At 43.9% G+C, this 21,034-nt stretch carries 22 protein-coding genes; 8 read left to right on the top strand and 14 right to left on the bottom strand.

Annotated elements, in window-relative coordinates; all coding sequences use genetic code 11:
- Window positions 1-303: 303 nt before the first annotated feature.
- Window positions 304-2,184 carry a M1 family metallopeptidase gene (locus AAGR14_RS04940; protein ID WP_342647489.1) on the top strand — a complete coding sequence of 627 codons (1,881 nt, stop codon included), beginning with the start codon at window positions 304-306 and terminating at the stop codon, window positions 2,182-2,184.
- Between the two features lie 91 nt (window positions 2,185-2,275).
- On the opposite strand, the gene AAGR14_RS04935 is transcribed toward AAGR14_RS04940, so the two are convergent.
- Window positions 2,276-3,535, bottom strand: a complete 1,260-nt coding sequence (locus AAGR14_RS04935) for a prephenate dehydrogenase (RefSeq protein ID WP_342647488.1) — start codon at window positions 3,533-3,535, stop codon at window positions 2,276-2,278.
- Window positions 3,536-3,690: 155 nt separating this feature from the next.
- Here AAGR14_RS04935 and AAGR14_RS04930 point away from each other — a divergent pair, with 155 nt between their 5' ends.
- Window positions 3,691-4,371 (top strand): hypothetical protein, encoded by a 681-nt coding sequence (locus AAGR14_RS04930; RefSeq protein WP_342647487.1) that lies wholly within the window; start codon window positions 3,691-3,693, stop codon window positions 4,369-4,371.
- A 133-nt stretch (window positions 4,372-4,504) separates the two neighbouring features.
- Here the strand turns inward: AAGR14_RS04930 and rpsJ are convergent, their stop codons facing one another.
- The 9 genes from rpsJ to AAGR14_RS04885 form a co-directional block, all read right to left on the bottom strand.
- Window positions 4,505-4,810 (bottom strand): 30S ribosomal protein S10, encoded by a 306-nt coding sequence (rpsJ, locus tag AAGR14_RS04925; protein ID WP_022830652.1) that lies wholly within the window; start codon window positions 4,808-4,810, stop codon window positions 4,505-4,507.
- Window positions 4,811-4,934: 124 nt separating this feature from the next.
- Window positions 4,935-7,040, bottom strand: a complete 2,106-nt coding sequence (fusA, locus tag AAGR14_RS04920; protein WP_342647486.1) for an elongation factor G — start codon at window positions 7,038-7,040, stop codon at window positions 4,935-4,937.
- Between the two features lie 104 nt (window positions 7,041-7,144).
- Complete coding sequence (rpsG, locus tag AAGR14_RS04915; RefSeq protein WP_342647485.1) at window positions 7,145-7,612, bottom strand: 30S ribosomal protein S7; 468 nt, start codon at window positions 7,610-7,612, stop codon at window positions 7,145-7,147.
- Window positions 7,613-7,631: 19 nt separating this feature from the next.
- Window positions 7,632-8,057, bottom strand: coding sequence for a 30S ribosomal protein S12 (gene rpsL, locus AAGR14_RS04910; RefSeq protein ID WP_158825062.1), 426 nt, complete (start codon window positions 8,055-8,057; stop codon window positions 7,632-7,634).
- 264 nt (window positions 8,058-8,321) lie between these two features.
- Window positions 8,322-9,524 carry an NHL repeat-containing protein gene (locus AAGR14_RS04905; RefSeq protein WP_342647484.1) on the bottom strand — a complete coding sequence of 401 codons (1,203 nt, stop codon included), beginning with the start codon at window positions 9,522-9,524 and terminating at the stop codon, window positions 8,322-8,324.
- A gap of 140 nt (window positions 9,525-9,664) precedes the next feature.
- Entirely contained in the window at window positions 9,665-9,952 is a 288-nt protein-coding gene (locus AAGR14_RS04900) for a hypothetical protein (RefSeq protein WP_342647483.1), read from the bottom strand.
- The gene (locus tag AAGR14_RS04895; RefSeq protein WP_342647482.1) at window positions 9,949-11,346 is read right to left on the bottom strand and encodes a radical SAM protein; all 1,398 of its coding nucleotides are present in this window, start codon (window positions 11,344-11,346) and stop codon (window positions 9,949-9,951) included. The genes AAGR14_RS04900 and AAGR14_RS04895 overlap by 4 nt, the downstream gene beginning before the upstream one ends.
- Window positions 11,339-12,088: a prolipoprotein diacylglyceryl transferase family protein gene (locus AAGR14_RS04890; RefSeq protein WP_342647481.1), complete on the bottom strand. Its 750-nt coding sequence runs from the start codon at window positions 12,086-12,088 to the stop codon at window positions 11,339-11,341. The genes AAGR14_RS04895 and AAGR14_RS04890 overlap by 8 nt, the downstream gene beginning before the upstream one ends.
- A gap of 126 nt (window positions 12,089-12,214) precedes the next feature.
- The gene (locus tag AAGR14_RS04885) at window positions 12,215-12,682 is read right to left on the bottom strand and encodes a hypothetical protein (RefSeq protein WP_342647480.1); all 468 of its coding nucleotides are present in this window, start codon (window positions 12,680-12,682) and stop codon (window positions 12,215-12,217) included.
- A 178-nt stretch (window positions 12,683-12,860) separates the two neighbouring features.
- Between AAGR14_RS04885 and AAGR14_RS04880 the strand changes: the two genes are divergently transcribed.
- The 3 genes from AAGR14_RS04880 to AAGR14_RS04870 all read left to right on the top strand — a co-directional run bounded on the left by AAGR14_RS04880 (window position 12,861) and on the right by AAGR14_RS04870 (window position 13,735).
- Window positions 12,861-13,088, top strand: a complete 228-nt coding sequence (locus tag AAGR14_RS04880; RefSeq protein ID WP_342647479.1) for a hypothetical protein — start codon at window positions 12,861-12,863, stop codon at window positions 13,086-13,088.
- 129 nt (window positions 13,089-13,217) lie between these two features.
- On the top strand, window positions 13,218-13,562 hold the full coding sequence (locus AAGR14_RS04875; protein ID WP_342647478.1) for a hypothetical protein: 345 nt from the start codon (window positions 13,218-13,220) through the stop codon (window positions 13,560-13,562).
- Window positions 13,563-13,582: 20 nt separating this feature from the next.
- Window positions 13,583-13,735 carry a hypothetical protein gene (locus AAGR14_RS04870; protein ID WP_342647477.1) on the top strand — a complete coding sequence of 51 codons (153 nt, stop codon included), beginning with the start codon at window positions 13,583-13,585 and terminating at the stop codon, window positions 13,733-13,735.
- 72 nt (window positions 13,736-13,807) lie between these two features.
- Here the strand turns inward: AAGR14_RS04870 and AAGR14_RS04865 are convergent, their stop codons facing one another.
- The 4 genes from AAGR14_RS04865 to AAGR14_RS04850 all read right to left on the bottom strand — a co-directional run bounded on the left by AAGR14_RS04865 (window position 13,808) and on the right by AAGR14_RS04850 (window position 16,324).
- Entirely contained in the window at window positions 13,808-14,239 is a 432-nt protein-coding gene (locus tag AAGR14_RS04865; protein ID WP_342647476.1) for an SRPBCC domain-containing protein, read from the bottom strand.
- A gap of 42 nt (window positions 14,240-14,281) precedes the next feature.
- Window positions 14,282-14,569, bottom strand: coding sequence for a metalloregulator ArsR/SmtB family transcription factor (locus AAGR14_RS04860; protein ID WP_342647475.1), 288 nt, complete (start codon window positions 14,567-14,569; stop codon window positions 14,282-14,284).
- Window positions 14,556-15,005, bottom strand: coding sequence for an SRPBCC domain-containing protein (locus AAGR14_RS04855; protein WP_342647474.1), 450 nt, complete (start codon window positions 15,003-15,005; stop codon window positions 14,556-14,558). The genes AAGR14_RS04860 and AAGR14_RS04855 overlap by 14 nt, the downstream gene beginning before the upstream one ends.
- Before the next feature lie 107 nt (window positions 15,006-15,112).
- Complete coding sequence (locus AAGR14_RS04850; protein ID WP_342647473.1) at window positions 15,113-16,324, bottom strand: threonine synthase; 1,212 nt, start codon at window positions 16,322-16,324, stop codon at window positions 15,113-15,115.
- 335 nt (window positions 16,325-16,659) lie between these two features.
- Between AAGR14_RS04850 and AAGR14_RS04845 the strand changes: the two genes are divergently transcribed.
- Genes AAGR14_RS04845 through AAGR14_RS04835 form a run of 3 tightly spaced genes read left to right on the top strand, consistent with a single transcriptional unit; the run spans window position 16,660 to window position 21,033 of the window.
- The gene (locus tag AAGR14_RS04845; protein WP_342647472.1) at window positions 16,660-18,750 is read left to right on the top strand and encodes a nitrite reductase; all 2,091 of its coding nucleotides are present in this window, start codon (window positions 16,660-16,662) and stop codon (window positions 18,748-18,750) included.
- Window positions 18,747-19,541, top strand: coding sequence for a uroporphyrinogen-III C-methyltransferase (gene cobA / locus AAGR14_RS04840; RefSeq protein WP_342647471.1), 795 nt, complete (start codon window positions 18,747-18,749; stop codon window positions 19,539-19,541). Before AAGR14_RS04845 ends, cobA begins: the two co-directional genes overlap by 4 nt.
- Window positions 19,519-21,033 (top strand): TSUP family transporter, encoded by a 1,515-nt coding sequence (locus tag AAGR14_RS04835; protein ID WP_342647470.1) that lies wholly within the window; start codon window positions 19,519-19,521, stop codon window positions 21,031-21,033. Before cobA ends, AAGR14_RS04835 begins: the two co-directional genes overlap by 23 nt.
- The last annotated feature ends 1 nt before the right edge of the window (window position 21,034 follow it).

The raw sequence follows: 21,034 nt of genomic DNA, 5'->3' as shown, positions 1-21,034 counted from the left end.
AAATAGTTACGGAATTATTTTTAGTAGTTTTTAGCATTGATTATCAGCAGAAATGAACTGCTTTTGCAGCTATGTTTTGAAATGAGATTGTAATGACGGCGCAAAGGTACAAAATGGCTCAAAAAACTTGATTTGTACGGGCTGCTTTACAGGTTAAAAAACCTACATTTTCATCAGCTGGCGTATCATGCCTGCGCTTTGCTTTTGAACTTCTTTTCTCATCATAAAAATCTTAACCTTATCGGGTACAATGCTTCTGCTTCAACTTAGGTTCGTAACTTTGCTGTTAGCAATTGATTTTTTATGTTTAAAAGATTTATCCTTTTTACGGCTTTGGCGGCAAGTTCGCTTAGCGGTTTTGCGCAGAATGCGCTTTATATGCCACGCGACATACAAAATGCCTTTAAAAAAGGCACCCGCTCGCCAGATGGTAAACCCGGTAAAAACTACTGGCAAAACCATGCCCGCTATGATATTCACGTCACCGCCGCGCCGCCTAATCGCAATATCAAAGGCACGGAGAGTATTACTTATTTCAACGATAGTCCCGACACGCTGCGCAGCCTCAACATGAAGTTAATCCTGAATGTACATCGCCCTGGTGCGGTACGGCTTTCGCCTGCTCAACCAGATTATCTTACATCAGGTATGCAAATAGACACTTTTACTGTTAATGGCCAGCAGTCTGTTGCGTGGAACAACGAGCAGGCGGCTGCAACCAATCAAAGAGTTCGGCTTGCTAAACCACTTCTGCCGCATGATTCGCTTAAACTGAACATTGCCTGGCACTACGAAATCTCCAAAGAAAGTAACCGCGAAGGCATGATTGATGCCACTACTTATTACCTGGCTTACTTTTATCCGCGGGTTTCAGTTTATGATGATTATAATGGCTGGGACTATCTTCCGTTTAATGACGCGCTGGAGTTTTACAACGATTTTAACGACTATAATCTTAAGGTAACGGTACCGGCCAATTACCTGGTTTGGGCCACTGGTACACTGCAAAACGCCGCCCAGGTATTACAACCTGAGTATGCTAAACGCCTGCAGGCTTCTTTCACCAGCGATTCGACCATACACGTAGCCACCGCGCAAGACCTGGCCGCTAAAAAGATTACCAAGCCAGGCAACAACACCTGGATATGGACGTCGAACCACATTACCGATGTAGCGCTTGGATTGAGCGACCATTATGTATGGGATGCCGCGAGTGTGGTGGTTGACAAAGCCACCGGCCGCCGCGCAAGCATGCAGGCTGCCTTTGCAGATAGCTCGGCTGATTTTCATCATTCGGTGCAGAATGGCCGCAATAGTTTGAGCTATTTTTCGACCAGTTGGCCGGGTGTACCTTACCCCTTCCCTAAAATGACAGCATTTCAAGGCTTTGCCGATATGGAGTACCCTATGATGGTGAATGACAGCCATACGGATGATTTGCGTTTTGCTCAGTTTGTGCAGGACCATGAAATTGCGCATACCTACTTCCCGTTTTACATGGGTATCAACGAAACCCGTTATGGTTATATGGATGAAGGTTGGGCTACGACGTTTGAGTATTTGATTGGCAAAGCCGAAGTTGGCCAGGCGGCGACGGATAAGCTTTATAAAAACTTCCGGGTTAACCGTTGGGTACATGACCCATCCAGCTACGAGGATTTACCTATTATTACCCCGACCAGCGAACTAAACATGGCTGCGGGCAACAACGAATATGGTAAAGCATCACTTAGCTATCTGGCTTTGAAAGATATGCTGGGCGATGAACTCTTTAAGAAAGCGCTGCATACATACATGGATAATTGGCACGGCAAGCACCCTATCCCGTGGGATTATTTCAACTCCATGAATGCAGGCTCGGGCCGTAACCTGAACTGGTTTTTTAATAACTGGTTTTTCACCAATGGCTACATAGACCTGGCTGTTGATAATGTGGCCAAAACGAAAACCGGCGTTAACATCACCATTAAAAACATCGGTGGCTTTGCGGCACCTTTCGACGCCGTGATTACTTACACCAATGGATCCTCAGATACCTTACACCGTACATCAGCTTTTTGGGAGAGCAACCAAAAACAGGCAACACTGGCACTTAAGAATACAAAAGCGGTTAAGTCGGTTAAGCTCGATGGTGGTATTTTTATGGATGCCGACGAAAATAATAATACATGGAACGCTAAATAACCTTTGCGCGGTTTTATAAATGACGAAGCAGGCAATTTTTTTATTTGCCTGCTTCTTTTGTTTTAAAATTTTGGAAAGACGATGTGTATCCTTATTTCTTCATCAGCTGGCGTATCATATCAGCGCTTTGCTTTTGGCCTTCCGGTAAACGGTCGCCAAAAAAGGCCTGTACCTGGTTAAAGTGTTTCTTATACCCTTCCATATCGCCGTAGTTAATGATAGACGACCATTCCCTTACAGCCGAGTGGAACTCCAAGTCATCTCCCCGGATGGATTTATCGTAAATCGCTGTTTGTATAGACTCCTCCAGTAATTCTTCGTTCTTAAATAAGTATTCGGCAATACCCAAGCGCAGCCTGAATGGTGGCGTCTGCCCGATTAAATTATCATAAGGATTAACGCCTAAGTGATGCCAGGCATCAACCATACTTAAGATACTTAAGTGCGAATTAGGTTTTCGCTCCTGGGCACTGCCATGAAACGCAAACTCATCCATCACGGTATCGTTCAGCATAATGGGCTGGCGGCTTTCATGAAAAACAAAATCGCGCGCCTTGTATAACCTCTGCCTGAAAGCATGTTCGTCTTCCTTAATCATCAATTTGAACAACTCCGATTCGGATTGTGCATAACGCTTTACCTGCTGCCGGGCATATGGGTTTAAAATTGCTAAGCCTGCGTACACATGCGCTTTGTAACTAAATATCCGCAGCGTGATTAATATTTTTACATTATCGATCCCACCTAAGTAGGATGCATTCTCCCATGGAAAAAATCCTGCGGATGCCCAAGCAGTTCCCATACTCTCGAAACCTACATGCGTTACCGCCTGCGTATCGGCTACGATCTGGTCGTGCTCATGGTAATCGGCCAGCTCAACAATGCTTGAGCCTATAGCCATAAATAAATCATACATGCGCTGGTATGCTTCCTTATCTGTACGGTAAGGGATGAGCACGAGGTTTTGCCCGGCAGGCTCGAAAGCCCCGCCATGCATGGCATGAAAAGTCACGATCTGAACATCGGCCGGGAGATACTTGTTAAAAATGGCTATCTCGGGATGTTTGACGGAGGTCTGTCCCGCCACAATAGCACCGTACTTGATAGAACCTGAGGTATCAGCCACTACCCTTTCCATATGCTCGGCCTCTACCGAGTAAATCAGCAAGTCGCTGGTGCGGGCTACCTGCTTGCCATCTTCCATTACGCGAATGTGGTAGGGAGTCAGATCGGCTTGTAATGCTTCATAATTTTGCGGTAAATCGCAGCCACAAACGGCATAGCCTGCTTTAGCAAAAGCCTTGGCATATACCTTACCCATATCGCCCAAACCAATTATTCCGATGTTCATAACCGCTAATATAAATATGGTTTGGTAAATTACGTGCGCTTAACCTATATTCGTCATCAAGCTTATAAACCTACTTTGTCACGCTTAGCGGCTGTTATGCAACTCGTTAACAGTTTAGCTAATTGAATTTTGTATCTATATTTTACTTTGCCATTATGAAGAACAGGTATATTATGAGTGCTTTTGCACTGCTTTTATCAGCAGCGAGCCTGCAAACGGCAACCGCTCAAGACATCGCAAAGCCGAATGCCACCACTCCTGCAGCTACCAGGTCAGCAGTTAGATCAGGTAGATACACCGCTGCCCAACAGCCCGGCGCTGCTCCCGTAAATACCGACAAAAGCCTGAGTGGCCAATATCAATACGTTACAAGTAAAGTTTATAATTATCAGCGGCCGCCACTTTCGGCTTTTTACAAAAACGTAATGGATACCTTACGTGCAGAGAGGAAAAAAACAAGAGAACTTCAACAAAAGTTGTCAACCCAGGGCAAAGCCGTTCAGGATTTACAATCTGATGTGAACGCGAAAGAGCAAAGCCTTACGGAGTCGAACGCCAAAGTTGATGCCATTAGCCTGGCAGGTATACTAGTAAATAAAACTACTTACAATACTATTATGTGGGGACTGGTGATTGCCCTTGGAGCCATCACAACGGTAGTACTACTAAGCTCGGGTAGCGCCCGCCGTGAGGCCAAATACCGCATCAAGTTGTATGAAGAACTGGACGAAGAATACAAGGCCTATAAAGTAAAAGCTAACGAGAAAGAAAAGAAGCTAGCCCGCGAATTGCAAACCGAACGTAATAAGCTTGATGAATTGTTAGGCAGAGGATAATACCATACATCAGACTGGGCAAACAATGTTTGCCCAGTCTGATGTAAATCTGCTTAATATAAAATACCACGTAAAGCAAAAAAGCCATCAGTTAAATAACTGATGGCTTTTTTATTCGGATCTTCCGGTACTATCACACTTTGATTTCAACTTCAACACCGCTTGGTAATTCAAGCTTCATCAAAGCATCTACAGTTTTAGAGTTTGAGCTATAAATGTCCAGCAAACGTTTGTAGCTGCACAGTTGGAATTGCTCACGCGCTTTTTTGTTTACGTGTGGTGAACGTAATACCGTAAAGATTTTCTTTTCAGTAGGTAAAGGAAGCGGACCGCTTACTACAGCGCCGGTTGGCTTTACAGTTTTTACGATTTTCTCAGCTGATTTGTCAACCAAGTTATAATCGTAAGATTTCAGTTTAATTCTGATTCTTTGGCTCATTTTGTTTTTGTGTTAAACCGCCCGTAAGAGCTATTAATTACAAGCGGTTGATTTATTTTTGGCTTATGGTGCTGATTAACGATAACCTGTAAAAGCTACTCACCAGTCAGCACCATATGCTTATTTAAGCACCTATTCTTTTACCTTTTGCCTTGGCAACAACTTCATCCTGTACGTTACGTGGAGCATCTTCATAATGGTCAAACTCCATTGTTGAAGTAGCACGGCCAGAAGTGATAGTACGTAACTGGGTTACATAACCAAACATTTCTGAAAGTGGCACAGTAGCTTTAATTACCTGTGCGCCTGCACGGCTGTCCATACCTAACAATTGGCCACGACGACGGTTCATGTCACCGATAACGTCACCCATGTTTTCTTCAGGGGTTAAGATTTCGATTTTCATGATTGGCTCCAGCAATACTGGTCTACATTTAGGCAATGCCTCACGGTATGCCGAACGACCTGCAATCTCGAACGATAATGCGTCCGAATCGACTGCGTGGAATGAACCATCAATTAAACGTACTTTTAAGCCGGTAAGTGGGTAACCTGCCAACACACCATTAGCCATGGCAGCAGCAAAGCCTTTTTCTACAGATGGAATAAACTCGCGAGGGATAGCACCACCACTAATTTCATTCACAAACTGTAAACCTTCTTTACCTTCATCCGGAGGAGAGATAATTACCTGAATGTCGGCAAATTTACCACGACCACCAGTTTGTTTCTTGTAGGTTTCGCGATGTTGCGTAGTACCAGTGATAGCCTCTTTATAAGCTACTTGTGGAGCACCTTGGTTAACCTCTACTTTAAACTCACGTTTTAAGCGGTCCATGATGATATCCAGGTGAAGCTCGCCCATACCTGAAATTACAGTCTGGCCGGTTTCCTCATCAGAGTTTACACGGAATGTTGGATCCTCTTCAGCTAACTTACCTAAAGCCATACCCAGTTTATCAATATCAGCCTGAGTTTTAGGCTCGATCGCTAAACCGATAACCGGCTCAGGGAACACCATTGACTCCAGAACGATTTTGTTCTTTTCGTCGCAAAGGGTATCACCAGTTTTAATATCCTTGAAGCCTACTACCGCAGCAATATCACCAGCCCCTACGTTAGGGATTGGGTTTTGCTTATTAGCGTGCATCTGGAATATACGAGAGATACGCTCTTTATTGTCAGAACGCATGTTGTGTACATAAGAACCAGCATCAAGGTTACCAGCGTAAACGCGGATGAAACACAAACGACCAACAAACGGGTCAGTTGCAATTTTAAATGCCAAAGCGGCAAATGGCTCTTTTGCGTCTGGTTTAACCAATACTTCTTCGCCAGTATCAGGGTTAGTACCTACAACACCTTTTGAATCAAGAGGTGAAGGCAACAACTCCATTACGTAATCAAGCATGGTTTGTACACCTTTGTTTTTGAAAGATGAACCACAAGTCATCGGAACGATTTTACCGGCTAAAGTAGCCTGGCGTAAAGCATCTAATACTTCGCGCTCGGTGATGGTGGTCGGATCGTCAAAGAATTTCTCCATCAACGTATCGTCAAACTCAGCAACAGCTTCCAGTAATTTTTCTCTCCACTCGTTAGCTTCCTCAACCATATCGTCAGGGATTGGCACTTCGGTAAAGGTCATACCTTTATCGTGCTCGTTCCAAACCACACCACGGAAGTTGATTAAATCAACCACACCTTTAAAGTTGTCTTCAGCACCGATAGGGATTTGCAGAGGCACCGCGTGGCTGCCCAACATGCTACGTACTTGTTTAACAACCTTTAAGAAGTCGGCACCCGAACGGTCCATTTTGTTAACGAAACCAATGCGAGGTACGTTGTAGTTGTTAGCCAAACGCCAGTTAGTTTCTGACTGAGGCTCAACACCGTCAACGGCCGAGAACAGGAAAACCAGACCATCCAGTACACGCAATGAACGGTTTACCTCTACGGTAAAGTCAACGTGGCCCGGAGTGTCAATTACGTTTACCTGGTATTTGTCGCCACGGTAGTTCCAGAATACGGTTGTAGCAGCCGAAGTGATGGTAATACCACGCTCCTGCTCCTGAGCCATCCAGTCCATAGTAGCAGCACCTTCGTGTACCTCACCAATTTTATGGCTTACACCACTGTAGTAAAGGATACGCTCGGTGGTAGTGGTTTTACCGGCATCAATGTGAGCGGCAATACCAATATTTCTTGTATATTTAAGATCTCTTGACATTTGTGTTTTTATTGAGTGAATGAGCGAGTGAGTGAATGAGTAAGTATTTAAACTCTACTCTGTTATTCACTCATCCACTCATTCAAAATTCACTCATTCACTAATTAGAATCTGAAATGCGAGAACGCTTTGTTGGCCTCAGCCATTTTGTGCGTATCTTCTTTTTTCTTAACGGCAGCACCTTCACCTTTTGAAGCAGAGATGATTTCGCCGGCTAATTTCTCCATCATGGTTTTTTCACCACGACGACGGGCATAGCTGATTAACCATTTCATACCTAAAGCAATTTTACGCTCCGGACGAACCTCGGTAGGAACCTGGAAGTTAGCACCACCTACACGGCGAGACTTAACCTCAACAGCAGGCATAACATTGTTTAATGCTTTTTTCCAGGTATCTAAACCGCTTTCGTTGATTTTTTTCTCAACGATATCAACGGCGTTATAGAAAATGCTGTATGCGGTAGATTTTTTACCATCATACATCATGTTATTTACGAACCTGGTTACCAAAACATCATTAAATCTTGGGTCAGGAAGAAGGATTCTTTTTTTCGGTTTTGACTTTCTCATTGTAACTATCCTCCTTTAATTATTTCTTTTTGCCTTTAGCTGGTGCACCTTTAGTTGCTGCTGCCGGTTGACCTGGTTTAGGACGTTTAGTACCATATTTAGAACGACGCTGATTACGGCCGTTTACACCTGAAGTATCCAACGCACCACGGATGATGTGGTAACGAACACCAGGTAAATCTTTTACCCTGCCGCCACGAATTAACACGATAGAGTGCTCCTGTAAGTTGTGACCTTCACCCGGAATGTAGGCATTCACCTCTTTACCGTTAGTAAGGCGCACACGGGCCACTTTACGCATTGCTGAGTTTGGTTTTTTAGGGGTAGTGGTGTATACACGGGTACACACGCCTCTTCGCTGTGGACAGCTGTCCAACGCTGGGGATTTACTCTTATCCTCCAGAGCTACTCTACCTTTTCTAACTAATTGTTGAATAGTAGGCATTTCTTCCTTTTTGTTTTACTTCTTTTTAACCCGGTTTTCGGGTCTGCAAAAGTACGCACTTGTTTTTTGATTATCAAGTGGTTGAGGAAAAGATTTTTATAATAATGCGGACAGCACAGGATGCTTGCCAAAAGAATACTACTGTACCTGAAAAAGTATATATACTACCTTAGTGGTATATATTGGAATATGTAAACTTGCTGCTGATAACTAACAGCTTACATTAAAACCGAAAACCGTCTTTTAATTTTCGAATTGAACTTTTTATAATTTTTTGAATGTAATAACTTTCCTTCCATAAGTATCGGTAGCTATAATATCTTGAGACTTGTTTATGGCTACACCTGCAACAATAGACACAAACTGCCCTTGTCCAATTTTTTCAACTACTTGGCCTTTGTCATCTGTTTTTATAATGTAACCAACTGACCCTATAATCAGATTTTCACCATCAGTTTTAATAGAGTAGCTTGGAGCTCCGATATTGAATGATCTAACATAGATCCCATTTTTATCATATACAGTTATATCGTTTCCAGCAGTATTGCTTACAAATATGTTATCATTTAAATAACATACTCCCCAGCCTGCGTTGGACGCACCAATGGTGGTAATATTGAACTTCAAGAGGAACTTTCCATTCTTATCAAACTTTTGAACTCGTTTGTTTATCTGATCAACAATATAAATATTATCATCTTTATCATTACAAATTTGCCTGGTATTTCCAAATTGGCCATCTCCATTCCCCATTCCAAGAGGTGCAAATGAAGATATCTCCTGCTTTTGTGCGCTAAAAATACTTACGTTGTTGCCATAATCTGCTATGTGTGTTGCTACAAAATTACCGTTATATAAAAAGACTAATGCACGGGTACCTGCCCCCGAAGGCTTGTAAAAATATTCAATGAATTTCCCTCCAGCATCAAACTTTTGAATGCCCCCAAACTCGTCGCTTACATACAAATTACCGCCAGCATCAGCCTCTACATTTGATGGAAATTGGAATTGACCAATCCCAGTACCTTCGCTCCCAAATACTCCAAACTTACTATACGTTTGTCCGGAAGTGTAGCCATAGTCAACATCACTAAATTGGCTGTACTCTGTGCTGCTGTTATAAATTTTTACCTTGTAGTAATTCTTAACTAAAGGCTTTCCAAGAATATCGGTATACGTTGTGTCAGGTGTTTCTTTAAGTAGCTTGTACTGTTGGTCAGCTTCATTGAATTTATACAACTGATACTTCTTAGCTAAAGGCATTGGCGCCCACTTAACAACTATTTGCGACCCAAAATCGCCTTTAGTAGCTTTTACATAAATCGGTCTGTCTATTTCGGTAATTTTTACGGGGGTGGTTTTACTAACAGTATCTGCTTTACTGCTGACAGATGATTCTTTTTTACAAGCAGAAAAAAGCAATAAAACAGCAGAAAAAATAACAAGATTAAAAAATCTAAGAGTCATATTGGTGATAAGCGTTTAGTTGTCTGTAAATATAACAACTTGCCTTCTGATCGCATAATGCTCAAAACGAATCCTTTATTCAGCTAACGCTAACCAATTCAAAAATTTTCATGAAGTAGCAATCCTTAAAAGAATTGCTACTACCGCATATCGCCCATTTTAAAATTACTAACGCAAGTACCAAAACCAATAACCAAAACCAACGCACCTGCCAGCAACCATACCCAACGCCGGGTAGCCAGTGCTGCGATGACAGCAATTACAAAATGGATTATCGAAATAAAAAAGGCAAAAAACCAACCCTCAGTAGGGCTGGCAAGAGCCGCGAGCAAAGTATAACCGACAAATGCCAGCAGATTGTATCCAAGTATTTTACCGTTTACCTTATTACCGGTGTCTTGTTTTGGAGGTTCGGGCGGTGTTATCATACGGCTATTTCATTACGTAAGGTTTCGAGGTAGGCTGCTTTATCATCACGATAAAACAGGTTCATGGTTTCGAAAGGAATTATCTGCATGTCCTTATTTACAATATGAACGCATGATTTTTTGATAGCCCGAACATCAAAGTTATACGCATCAATAAAATTCATGATGATAACGCGGAACAGGTTTTCGTAACTTAAGCCCGGCGCCTCAATGTTTGGCAGGCAACACATAATGGATGCCAGGTGCTCCTGTGCCTTATCAACCGAGTTACCGGTACTGAACATGTGCAGCAGGTGCTGCTTTAATAACTCATCCTGTTCGTAAACGATAGTATTTTTCGAGTTATCTAACAAATCATCAGGGTTAATCATCCGCGTAAGCGGAAAAACACAGCCACCTGCCTTTAAGGCATATCCCATAACCAGGGCATCCGGGTTACAAGGCACAGGCAATAAATCCTGTGCCGTAAAAATGCTGGTTTGATCCAGTATAGCCTGCCGCACTTCGGTAAGCGTATACCGGTCGGTAGCTGGGTTAAAGTTATGCAGTCGCCCGGCTTGCTGTGTTGGTTGCAGGGTTACGCCACGCACGCAACGCTGTTTTAGGGCGTATTCTATAATCTCTCCTATTTCGTCGGTATTCAGCCCCTTCTGCAGGGTGACCACCAGTGTGGTCGACAGGTTATACTTGTTTAGGTTGGCAATAGCTTTGGCCCTCACCTCGCGCAAGTCAACGCCACGAAGTTTTTCGAGCGCTTCTTTTTTAAACGAGTCAAACTGCAGGTAAATTTCAAAGTCGGGCATATATGTGGCCAGCCTTTTCACAAACTCTTCGTCTTTGGCTATACGAACGCCATTGGTATTTACCATCAGGTGTTTGATGGGCTTGCGTTTGGCAATATCCAGTATTTCAAAAAACTGCGGATGCAAAGTTGGCTCACCGCCGCTTAACTGTACTACGTCAGGTTCACCTTCGTTAGCTACAATCACATCAAGCATCTGCTCAATTTCGGCCAGGGTACGGTGCCGGCCGTAATGCGGCGATGACATGGCATAACAAGTTGGGCAGGTTAAATTGCAGCGGTCGGTAACCTCAATGACAGTTAAGCACGAATGTTGTTCATGATCGCGGCATAAACCGCAATCGTAAGGGCAGCCATAGTGTGTAGCCGAATTAAATTTAAGTGGCATTTCGCTGCGCTTGGCATAGTTGCGGCAGTTTTTATAATACTCAATATCGGTGGCTATCAGCACTTTTTCGGGCCCATGATGCCGGCAGTTTTTGAGCATATAAACATTATCGTCTTCAAAAACAATTTTGGCATCAACCCGCCGCAAACAGGTGGAGCAAATACTGATGGTAAAATCATAATAGATGTACGGACGTTCAGGCATAGGTTGATGATATTTTTGAAGGATAGATAAATACTTTGTAATAATAGATTAACCCGGCCAGGCAAGCCAACTGCAAAACCGATAAACCGAAGTTAAAAAAATAAGCGGGCTTTATAAATTCGATAAAAAAACGAAAACTCAGGTAGGCCACCATCATCAGTTTAAATCGGAACCCATTGGCAAACTGGTGCCTTCTTTCAAACAGCGTTAAGCTAATACCCAGCAGCAACCAAAAAACTATTTCGTAAAGGTTGGTGGGGTGCCGGTAAATGCCATCGCCAAAATTGATGGCCCAAGGCAAGTAGCTGGCAATTCCATAAGTGCCATCCTCAAGCCCGGCCAGAAAGCAACCCGTCCGGCCAATCATCATACTTAGGATGATAGGGTAAACCATCAGATCGCCGGATGATGCTCTTACTCCTATCCGCTTTTTAACCGATTCAACGCCTACAAGTCCTCCCAGTAAACCGCCGATGATGGTAGTGTTACCTATAAAATAAACCCAATCGGCATATTGAAGTTTTGGAGGGTTTTCGAGCACGCCTAACAAGTGCGATCCTAAAAAAGCACCGGCCGCGGCACCTACAAAAATAAGCAAGCGGTGCTCATCACTGATGAGGTCATGATGGAGTCTTCGTAAATACAGATAATAGCGATAACCTATAAAGTAAGCCAGCGTTTCGCACAAAAAATGCACCGGAATTACTGACTGGCCTATGGTTATATTTACAGGAAAATGCAAATGAATGGCGTTATAATGCCGGTGTACAATATCTCATTTTAAATTAAAACACGCAAATGCGTTAAAGCAAAACGCCTTACAAGCAAACAGCTTGTAAGGCGTTTTATTAGTTGTTATTTATCAATGTTAAGCTTTTTGTGCTTTTTGCTGATGAAAACCATGCTGACCATGCCGCTCTTTCGCCATCTTTTTGAAGGCCGATTTTTGATCTTCGGTTAAAGTAGCTACAAAAGCTTTGCGGTCTGCTTTATGCGCTGCTTTGTTAGTTGCCATAGCATCTTTTTGTTGCTGCGTAAATGTGCCAGCCAGTTTTGCTTTACGCTCTTTATGCGTAAGCGCTTTATCTTTTAAAATAGCTTTCTGGTCGTTATTTAAACTGGCTACAAATGCAGTTCTGGCTGCTTTTTGCTTTTGATGGTTTTCTTTCAGCATTGCCTTTTGCTGGTCGTTCAACAACGCCCTGAAGGCATGACGCTCTTGCCGGTGCACAGTTTTCAAACTGTCAGTACCTTTTTTGATTTGGGCATTCGCACCTACCGAAAATGCAGCGGTAATCAGGGCTGCTATGGCTAATGATTTTATTGACTTCATCATGGTTTTTATCGTTTTAATTTTAATACTATAATAGATGCAAGCCAGACTCAATGGTTTAAGTAACATTTTAGTGATGCGTCAGTGCACTATTGCATCGACAAACTCATTCATTTATTAAACTTAAAAGAAAACAAGTTTCGCTAAAATTCATTTTAAATAAGTACCATCAGTTTAAATCATGAAAAATACAGTAAAACTATTCATTTTAACTGCCGGCCTAGCTGGCACACTGGCGGCCTGCAAAGGCGGCGTGAGCGGCGAGGGACAAGACTCTACTATGCGTGACCGTAACCGGATGGATTCAATCTCGGCTTTAGAAAGCCAGCGCGGCGTAATGGCAGCTGACTCTAATTCTGCAGAAAAAGCCAAGCAAGATTCATTAAACGCCGACTCGGCCAAGCATTAAAACTTACTATAATCAAAGTCATTTCTTGAAATGATGGGCATGACTTTAATTTTATCTTTAATGTGCTTTATAAGTCATGGTAAAACCATTACATCAAGTATAAGTTGTAATATTTAAGTGCTTAACTAAATGTCTGCTCTATTTTTTCATATTGATGATTTGTCGCTCATGGTGATTCCTGACACGCAGGCCCACCTGAACGGGCATGCCGTAATTACTTATACTTATAGTATATTTAAAGACACCGGACTGAAAACGACAGGGCTGGAAAAATCTAAGAGCGGAGAGCTGCATTTAGTTAAGCACAACGATCCTGACTATATGGGTTACATTACTTTTGAAGACCCCGGAAAACTGTTTACCTACACGGCCGACGGCAACGAAGACTTAACAGCTGACCAGGTTGAACAAGTGATAGAAAACATCAGCCATTACCGCGACAACCCAGATTTATGGCGCCACTTGCATCAATAAAATACATTATAATTTAAGATATGGAATTACAGATAGGCGACGCCGTTTCGACTCCTAAAGGAAACGGCTACATCAACGACATCATTGAAGACGAGATTATTGTAGACTTGATTGACGGCGACCACCAGCGCGAAGTGTTTGAACGGAACGACGTTACCCTAATTCCGGAATAAATGTACCCTCCTGATAAAATGAGCGCACATTGGCTTCGCTCGTTTTACTAGGAGGGCAAACCAAATGAAAGCTTAATTACTTTCGAGATAGTTTTTCAAGCTGGTACCGATGAGGTAGCCCCAACCGGCTGCAAAGTTTTTGGCATCAAAATCCGGATTATCAGCCGGGAAGGTTTCCAATCCTTTATGGGTTAATTTCAAACGGGTGCATTCGCCCTCATCAAAGATCTCAAAAATCACTTCCGATTCACCTGCATAACCCTCATAACTCCAGGTATAGCTCAACTTTTGGTTTTCAATCACCTCAGTTATGCAGCAAATATGGCGGTATTTTATGCCGCCATCAGGTCCGCCCGTAAAGTAGAAAGTAAAACCTACCTCGGGTTTAAACTCGGCCAGGTCAAAATACCATTGTTTCATCTGATCTTTATCGGTAAGCGCCTGCCACACGCGCGAAACCGGTGCTGCATATACTTGCTCAATAGTGTAAGGTTGGTTTGCCATTATTTTTTGTTTTGTAATTGCTGATGAAGTAATTTTTCGAGGTTACTGAATTTTTCTTTCCAAAAAACTGTCAAAATAAGCTATCCAGTTGGTAACCTCCTGAAATCCGGCCTGGTTTAACGAGCAGTAGCGTTCGCGCCCTGCATCCTTAATCTCAATCAGGCCGCACTCGTTAAGTACTTTGATATGTTTGGAAACTGCCGGACGGCTCATGGTAAAATTATCGGCCAGGGCATTAATGGGCAGAGCCTGCGCAGCCAGCATTACCAGGAGGGCCCGGCGGGTTGGGTATGCAATGACTGGAAAAACGTCGGATTTAGACTTGAGCATGACTATACCGGTTAAGCACTTTCATAAACTTACGCTCAATGTTGATTTTCCAGCCTTTCTCCATCATAAAGCTCGACAGGAAATTTTTCATACCCTTAAAGCCCTTATGCTCTAAAGTGAGCACCGTACCATTTTGCTGCGGCAGGAGTGTCCAGGTGAGCACGGTATCTAAATTAATAACGCCGGGCCTGGGTCCGCCCTTCCAGGTATAAATCAGTTTTTGATGGGGCACTACTTCCAGCACTTCGCTGTATACAATACCATCCCAGCCAACCGCTGGCATAGGCTTACTCACAAAACGGAAGTGGTGCCCAACTTCGGCCTTAAAATCGCTTTGCATAAACCATTGATTGAGCAAGTCAACATTAGTTAAGCACTGCCAAACCTGTTCGGGGTTTTGTTCAAAATACCAGTTTAGTTTAATGTCGCGTTCCATTCGTTTATAGATAATCCGCAGGTTAAACAATAATACGTAACCTGCGGGTTACCTATAAAAGAATTAAAAAAATAAACAGGCACTGGCGTTAACTTATTCATCTGACACTAAACATCAATATTTTCCAGATATTTATAGCCGCTTCCGGTATTCAGAAGCAGTACTTGCTCCTGGGGTTTAATCCACTGCTCAGCCTTCAATTGTTTAAACGCCTGCCATAAGGCAGCACCTTCGGGGGCAATGAGCATACCTTCGTTACGGGCAATTTCTTTCAACGCTTCGCTCATCATCGCATCCGGAATGCTTAAGGCTGTGCCATTGCTTTCCCGCAAAACTTTCAATATCAACTTATCGGCGTAAGGCTTAGGCACACGCAAGCCGTTGGCTATGGTAAAACCACCATCTACAAACTGCGATGATAGTTCTCCACCGTTAAATGCCTGCACTATCCCATTACAGCTTTCCGACTGCACGGCTACCATCCTCGGGCGATGGTTACCAATCCAGCCCAGTTGTTGCATTTCATCGAAGGCCTTCCATAAACCAATCAGCCCGGTGCCGCCGCCGGTGGGATACAAAATTACATCTGGCAGTTGCCAGTTCAGTTGTTCGGCAATTTCGTAGCCCATGGTCTTCTTGCCTTCCAGCCGGTAAGGCTCTTTTAAGGTAGACACCTGGAACCAGCCATTAGCCGTAGCTTGCTCATTAGCCAGGCGCCCGCAATCGCTAATGTTACCATCTACCTCAACTAATTGAGCGCCATACAGGTGGCATTCATCTTTAAATACTTTGGGCGTAAGTTTAGGCATGTACACTACGGCTTTAACGCCGGCCCTGGCGGCATAGGCGGCCAATGCACCACCCGCATTACCTGCAGTAGGAGTTACAATGGTGTCAATACCCAACTCTTTGGCTTTAGATACGGCCGCCCCGATACCCCTGGCTTTAAATGAACCGGTTGGGTTGCCCGATTCATCTTTCCATAAAACTTCATTATCACCGGCTAAATGTTTAAGTTTGGTTAAAGGCAGTATGGGTGTAAACCCCTCCCCCAGCGTAACCACATTTTCTTCATGGATAACAGGCAACACCTCTTTATATCGCCACATGGTGGCCGTTCTTCCTTTTAAGATATCTATAGATAAGCCGTTAGTAAAATCATACCGGGCAAATAACGATGACAGGCAACTGGCATCTTCACAAACCGTGCGTATTACATCGGCACTATAATGCCGCCCGCAATTAGGGCATTCTAAATGAGTAATTAATGAACCGGTTAAAACACCGGCTGTCATCGTATCAGCTCCACTGTTCAACATATCACTATTATTAAATCGCTCACATTTAGCAGGCAAACCTAAGTATTATGCCAGGGCTGCTCTGCAACAATTATGTAACTATATACACATTATGTGTGGCAACAGATTGCCTTTATCAAACAAATAAAATAAAATCTACTTATTCTATATATTTAATCTATGATATTTATATATTTGAAAAATGGTGTTGCAAAACAAACATACTTTTCAATTTAATGCAATGTGTTGCTGTTACGGCAGTATGTTAACGAGGCGCTATTAAATAATTTTAAGTGATTAATACTTAGGCCTCTTTCGGTAAATTACTGTTAGAGGCTTTTTTGAATATAAACTGCATGCAAAGTTTCAGAACCGAACTGGAAAACCCGGTAGTTGAAAAAGACATTATCGATCTTGAAAAAAAGATAAGGGCTTTTCGCGAAGGTAAAATACACGAAGAAAAATTCAGAAGCCTGCGGTTGGCCCGCGGGGTTTACGGCCAAAGGCAGCCGGGGGTACAAATGGTACGCATCAAACTCCCTTTTGGTAAGGTAACTTTTAAACAGTTGCTGCGCATTGCCGATATTGCCGACGAGTACGGCAGCGGCAACCTGCACTTAACTACCCGCCAGGATATACAGATACATTATGTAAGCCTTGACCGTACCCCAGAGCTATGGGCACAACTGGAGCAGGATGATATTACCCTGCGCGAAGCTTGCGGCAACACAGTGCGTAACGTAACCTCGTCCCCTGCTTCGGGCATTGACCCGCAAGAACCGTTTGATGTATCGCCTTACGCACATGCTACATTCGAATACTTTTTACGTAACCCTATCTGTCAGGAGATGGGCCGTAAATTTAAAATATCATTCTCCAGCAGCGAGGCTGATACGGCTTTCAGTTATATTCACGATTTAGGTTTCATTCCTAAACTGCACAACGACAATGAGCGCGGATTTAAGGTATTAATGGCCGGAGGATTAGGCGCACAGCCTGCCTTGGCACATGCCGTAAAAGAGTTTTTACCCGAGGATGAGTTGATTCCTTACATCGAGTCGGTAATCAGGGTATTTGACCGTTATGGCGAACGCAATAACCGCAACAAGGCCCGCTTAAAGTTTTTGGTGCAAAAAATTGGTTTGGATGAATTTTTAAACCTGGTGGAACAGGAAACTATTGCCACCAAAGTAAAAACTTACACCATTAACCGCGATGCCGTACCGCAACCTGCGGCACCCGAAGCTTTGAGTGTACCTGCTATTGATATTATCAATCCACTCAAATACGAGCAGTGGCTTGCTACCAACGTTTTTGAGCAAAAGCAGAAAGGCTTTTACGGCGTATATGTAAAAGTGCCGGTAGGCGATATCCATACCCCTGAGGCCCGCCAACTGGCAGACAGCTTACGCGGCCTGGTAGCCGATGAAATACGCATCACGCAAAACCAAGGCCTGTTGTTAAAGTATGCCCGTAAAGAAACTTTACCTGCAATATACAATGCCTTAGCTGCTTTACATTTAGCCGAGCCCGGCTTTGATAGTGTGGCCGATGTAACCACCTGCCCAGGCACAGATACCTGTAATTTAGGCATCTCCAACAGTATGACGTTATCTAAAGTGCTGGAAGATGTGATTTATAACGAATACGAAGACCTGATTTATAACCGCGACATCAAAATTAAAATCAGTGGCTGTATGAATTCGTGCGGGCAGCATGGGTTGGCGCACATCGGCTTTCATGGCAGTTCATTAAAAGCTGATAAGCGGGTGTTACCATCAGTACAGGTTTTGTTAGGTGGCGGCACGGTAGGCAACGGTGTTGGCCGCGCGGCCGACAAGGTAATTAAGGTACCTGCCAAACGTGCTACCCATGTTTTGCGGTCAGTATTAAACGACTACCAGGCTAATACCACTGAGCAGGAAAATTTCCATGCGTATTATGACCGCCAGGGTAAAGATTATTTTTACCAGTTACTCAAACCTCTAGCCGATTTAACTAACTTAACCGAAGAAGAGTTTGTTGACTGGGGCCACGAAGAAACTTTTGCTACCGCTATTGGCGTTGGCGAATGTGCCGGTGTGATGATCGACCTGGTGGCTACCCTGCTTTTTGAAGCTGAAGAAAAAGCCAGCTGGGCCAGAGATGCTTATAACGAAAGCCGCTGGGCAGATGCCATTTATCATAGCTATAATACATTGATCAGCACGGCGAAGGCCCTACTGCTGGATAAAGGCGTTAACAGCAGCACTCAAATAGGCGTTATTAAAGAGTTTGACAACCACTTTGTGAGCACCGGTTTGGTTAAATTACCGGTATCTTTTAACGACCTGGTTTTACAAATAAATCAGAATGAACCATCGGAAGCATTTGCAACCGCTTATCTGCAGAGCGCCGAAGAATTTTTAACCGAAATGAAAGCGGCCAGGGAGGCGCTTAAAGCATGATTATTACCACGCAAACAAATACAGCTTTTAAAGAACCCAAAATAACTTTAGTAGGTGCAGGCCCCGGCGATGCCGAACTGATTACCATTAAAGGCATGAAAGCCCTTCAAACGGCCGACGTGGTTTTATACGATGCCCTGGTGAACGAAGATTTGCTGAGCTTTGCACCTGCACATGCACACAAAGTATACGTAGGTAAACGCTCGGGCGAACACTCGTACTCGCAAGAGGCCGTAAATAAACTAATGATCGACTACGCCATTAACTACGGCCATGTAGTCAGGTTAAAGGGCGGCGATCCGTTTGTGTTTGGACGTGGTTACGAAGAGCTGGACTTTGCAGCGTCTTACAGCATCCCGGCCCAGGTGATTCCCGGTATTTCCAGTTCTATCGGTGTTCCGGGTTTGCAACAAATTCCGGTTACCCACCGTGGGCTTAGCGAAAGTTTTTGGGTAGTTACCGGTACTACGGCCGATGGTAACATCTCTCGCGATTTACACCAGGCCGCAAAAACCAAGGCAACCGTAGTTGTTTTGATGGGCTTGCATAAGCTGGCCGAAATAGCCGCGGTGTTTAAAGCCGAAGGCAAACACCGCCTGCCGGTAGCGCTGATACAAAGCGGCACTACCGCTAACGAAAAAGTGGTGATAGGCATTGTGGATACGATAGTAGAACTGGCCGAAGAAAACAAGATACAGGCACCAGCTATGATGGTGTTTGGCGACGTGGTTTCTCTGCACCCCAAGTTTCAACCTATTCGCGAGTTTTATGACATCCTTGCCCAAGAATAGCGAGCTTACCCCGGTTAATGTTTCAGAAAAGCCCGAAGGCAATCAGCTGTTCCCGGTTTTTCTGAAGCTTAACCATTTACATACGGTGTTAATTGGTGCAGGCAACGTAGGGCTCGAAAAGCTCACCGCCCTGCTCAACAACAGCCAGGCGGCTACTGTAACTATAGTTGCCGAAAGCATCCTGCCCGAGGTTTACGACTTTGTAGCGACCTACCCTAAAGTAACGCTGGTACAGAAATCGTTTACCGAGGATGACCTGAATGATGCCGACCTGGTGGTTGCGGCTACAGCCAACAATGTACTGAACGAACGCATCAGGCAGGCGGCTCACGCCCGCAAGCTGCTCATCAACGTAGCCGACAAGCCCGATCTGTGCGATTTTTATCTGGGCTCTATCGTCAAAAAAGGGGATCTTAAACTGGCCATCTCTACCAACGGCAAATCGCCAACGGCAGCCAAGCGACTGAAACAGGTACTGGCCGAGGCCCTGCCCGAGGAATTAGACACCACACTGCAACAACTAAGTGCCTTACGCAATACTTTAACCGGAGATTTTGCAGGTAAGGTAAAAGCCTTAAATAAGGCTACTGCCGTTTTAATAGAACCTAAACCGGTTAATAAAAAAAATTTCAAGTGGTTAATTTGGCTCACCATCATAGCCTCATTAGGTATTGCCATAACAGCACTCTGGTATAATGAGCCTTCTTTTAGGTCTTATGTAGAGGGTGTAGACAAAATCTTTTACTACTTTTTAGGAGCAGGCTTTGTATTTGCCATGATTGACGGCGCCATTGGTATGTCATACGGCGTTACGTCAACGGCATTTTCATTGTCTATGGGCATTACTCCGGCGGCAGCAAGCATGGCCGTGCATTTATCCGAAATTATGAGTAACGGCATTGCCGGTTGGATGCATTACCGCATGGGTAACATCAACTGGAAGCTGTTTAAACTGCTTATCATTCCGGGTATATTAGGCGCACTCACAGGTGCTTACCTGGTATCATCATTAGAACATTATACCATGTATACCAAGCCGCTGGTATCGGTGTATACCTTAATTTTAGGCTCGGTAATATTATCCAAAGCTTTTAAAACGGCTAACCGAAAAGCGGGTGATAAAAAGATTAAACAAATTCCGCTGCTGGGTTTAGGCGGCGGGTTTATTGATGCGGTTGGCGGTGGCGGCTGGGGCTCCATCGTTCTTTCATCTCTTATTGCCGGCGGCCGCCACCCTCGTTTTTCTTTAGGCACCGTTAAGCTAACCCGTTTTTTTATAGCGATGATTGGGTCGCTCACTTTTTTAATTATGCTTAACAAGGCTCCATGGAGTGCTATTACCGGTTTAATGATCGGCAGTGCATTGGCAGCCCCCATTGCGGCACGCATATCCAACCGTATATCGGTTAAGGTGATTATGATAGCCGTAGGCATTATTGTTATATTAGTAAGCCTTAAAAGTATTTACGGCTTCGCTATTAAGCTCATTTAAT

This window comes from Mucilaginibacter sp. CSA2-8R (assembly GCF_038806765.1).
Taxonomy (GTDB): Bacteria; Bacteroidota; Bacteroidia; order Sphingobacteriales; family Sphingobacteriaceae; genus Mucilaginibacter.
This window is presented reverse-complemented; position numbering and strand designations above follow the sequence as displayed.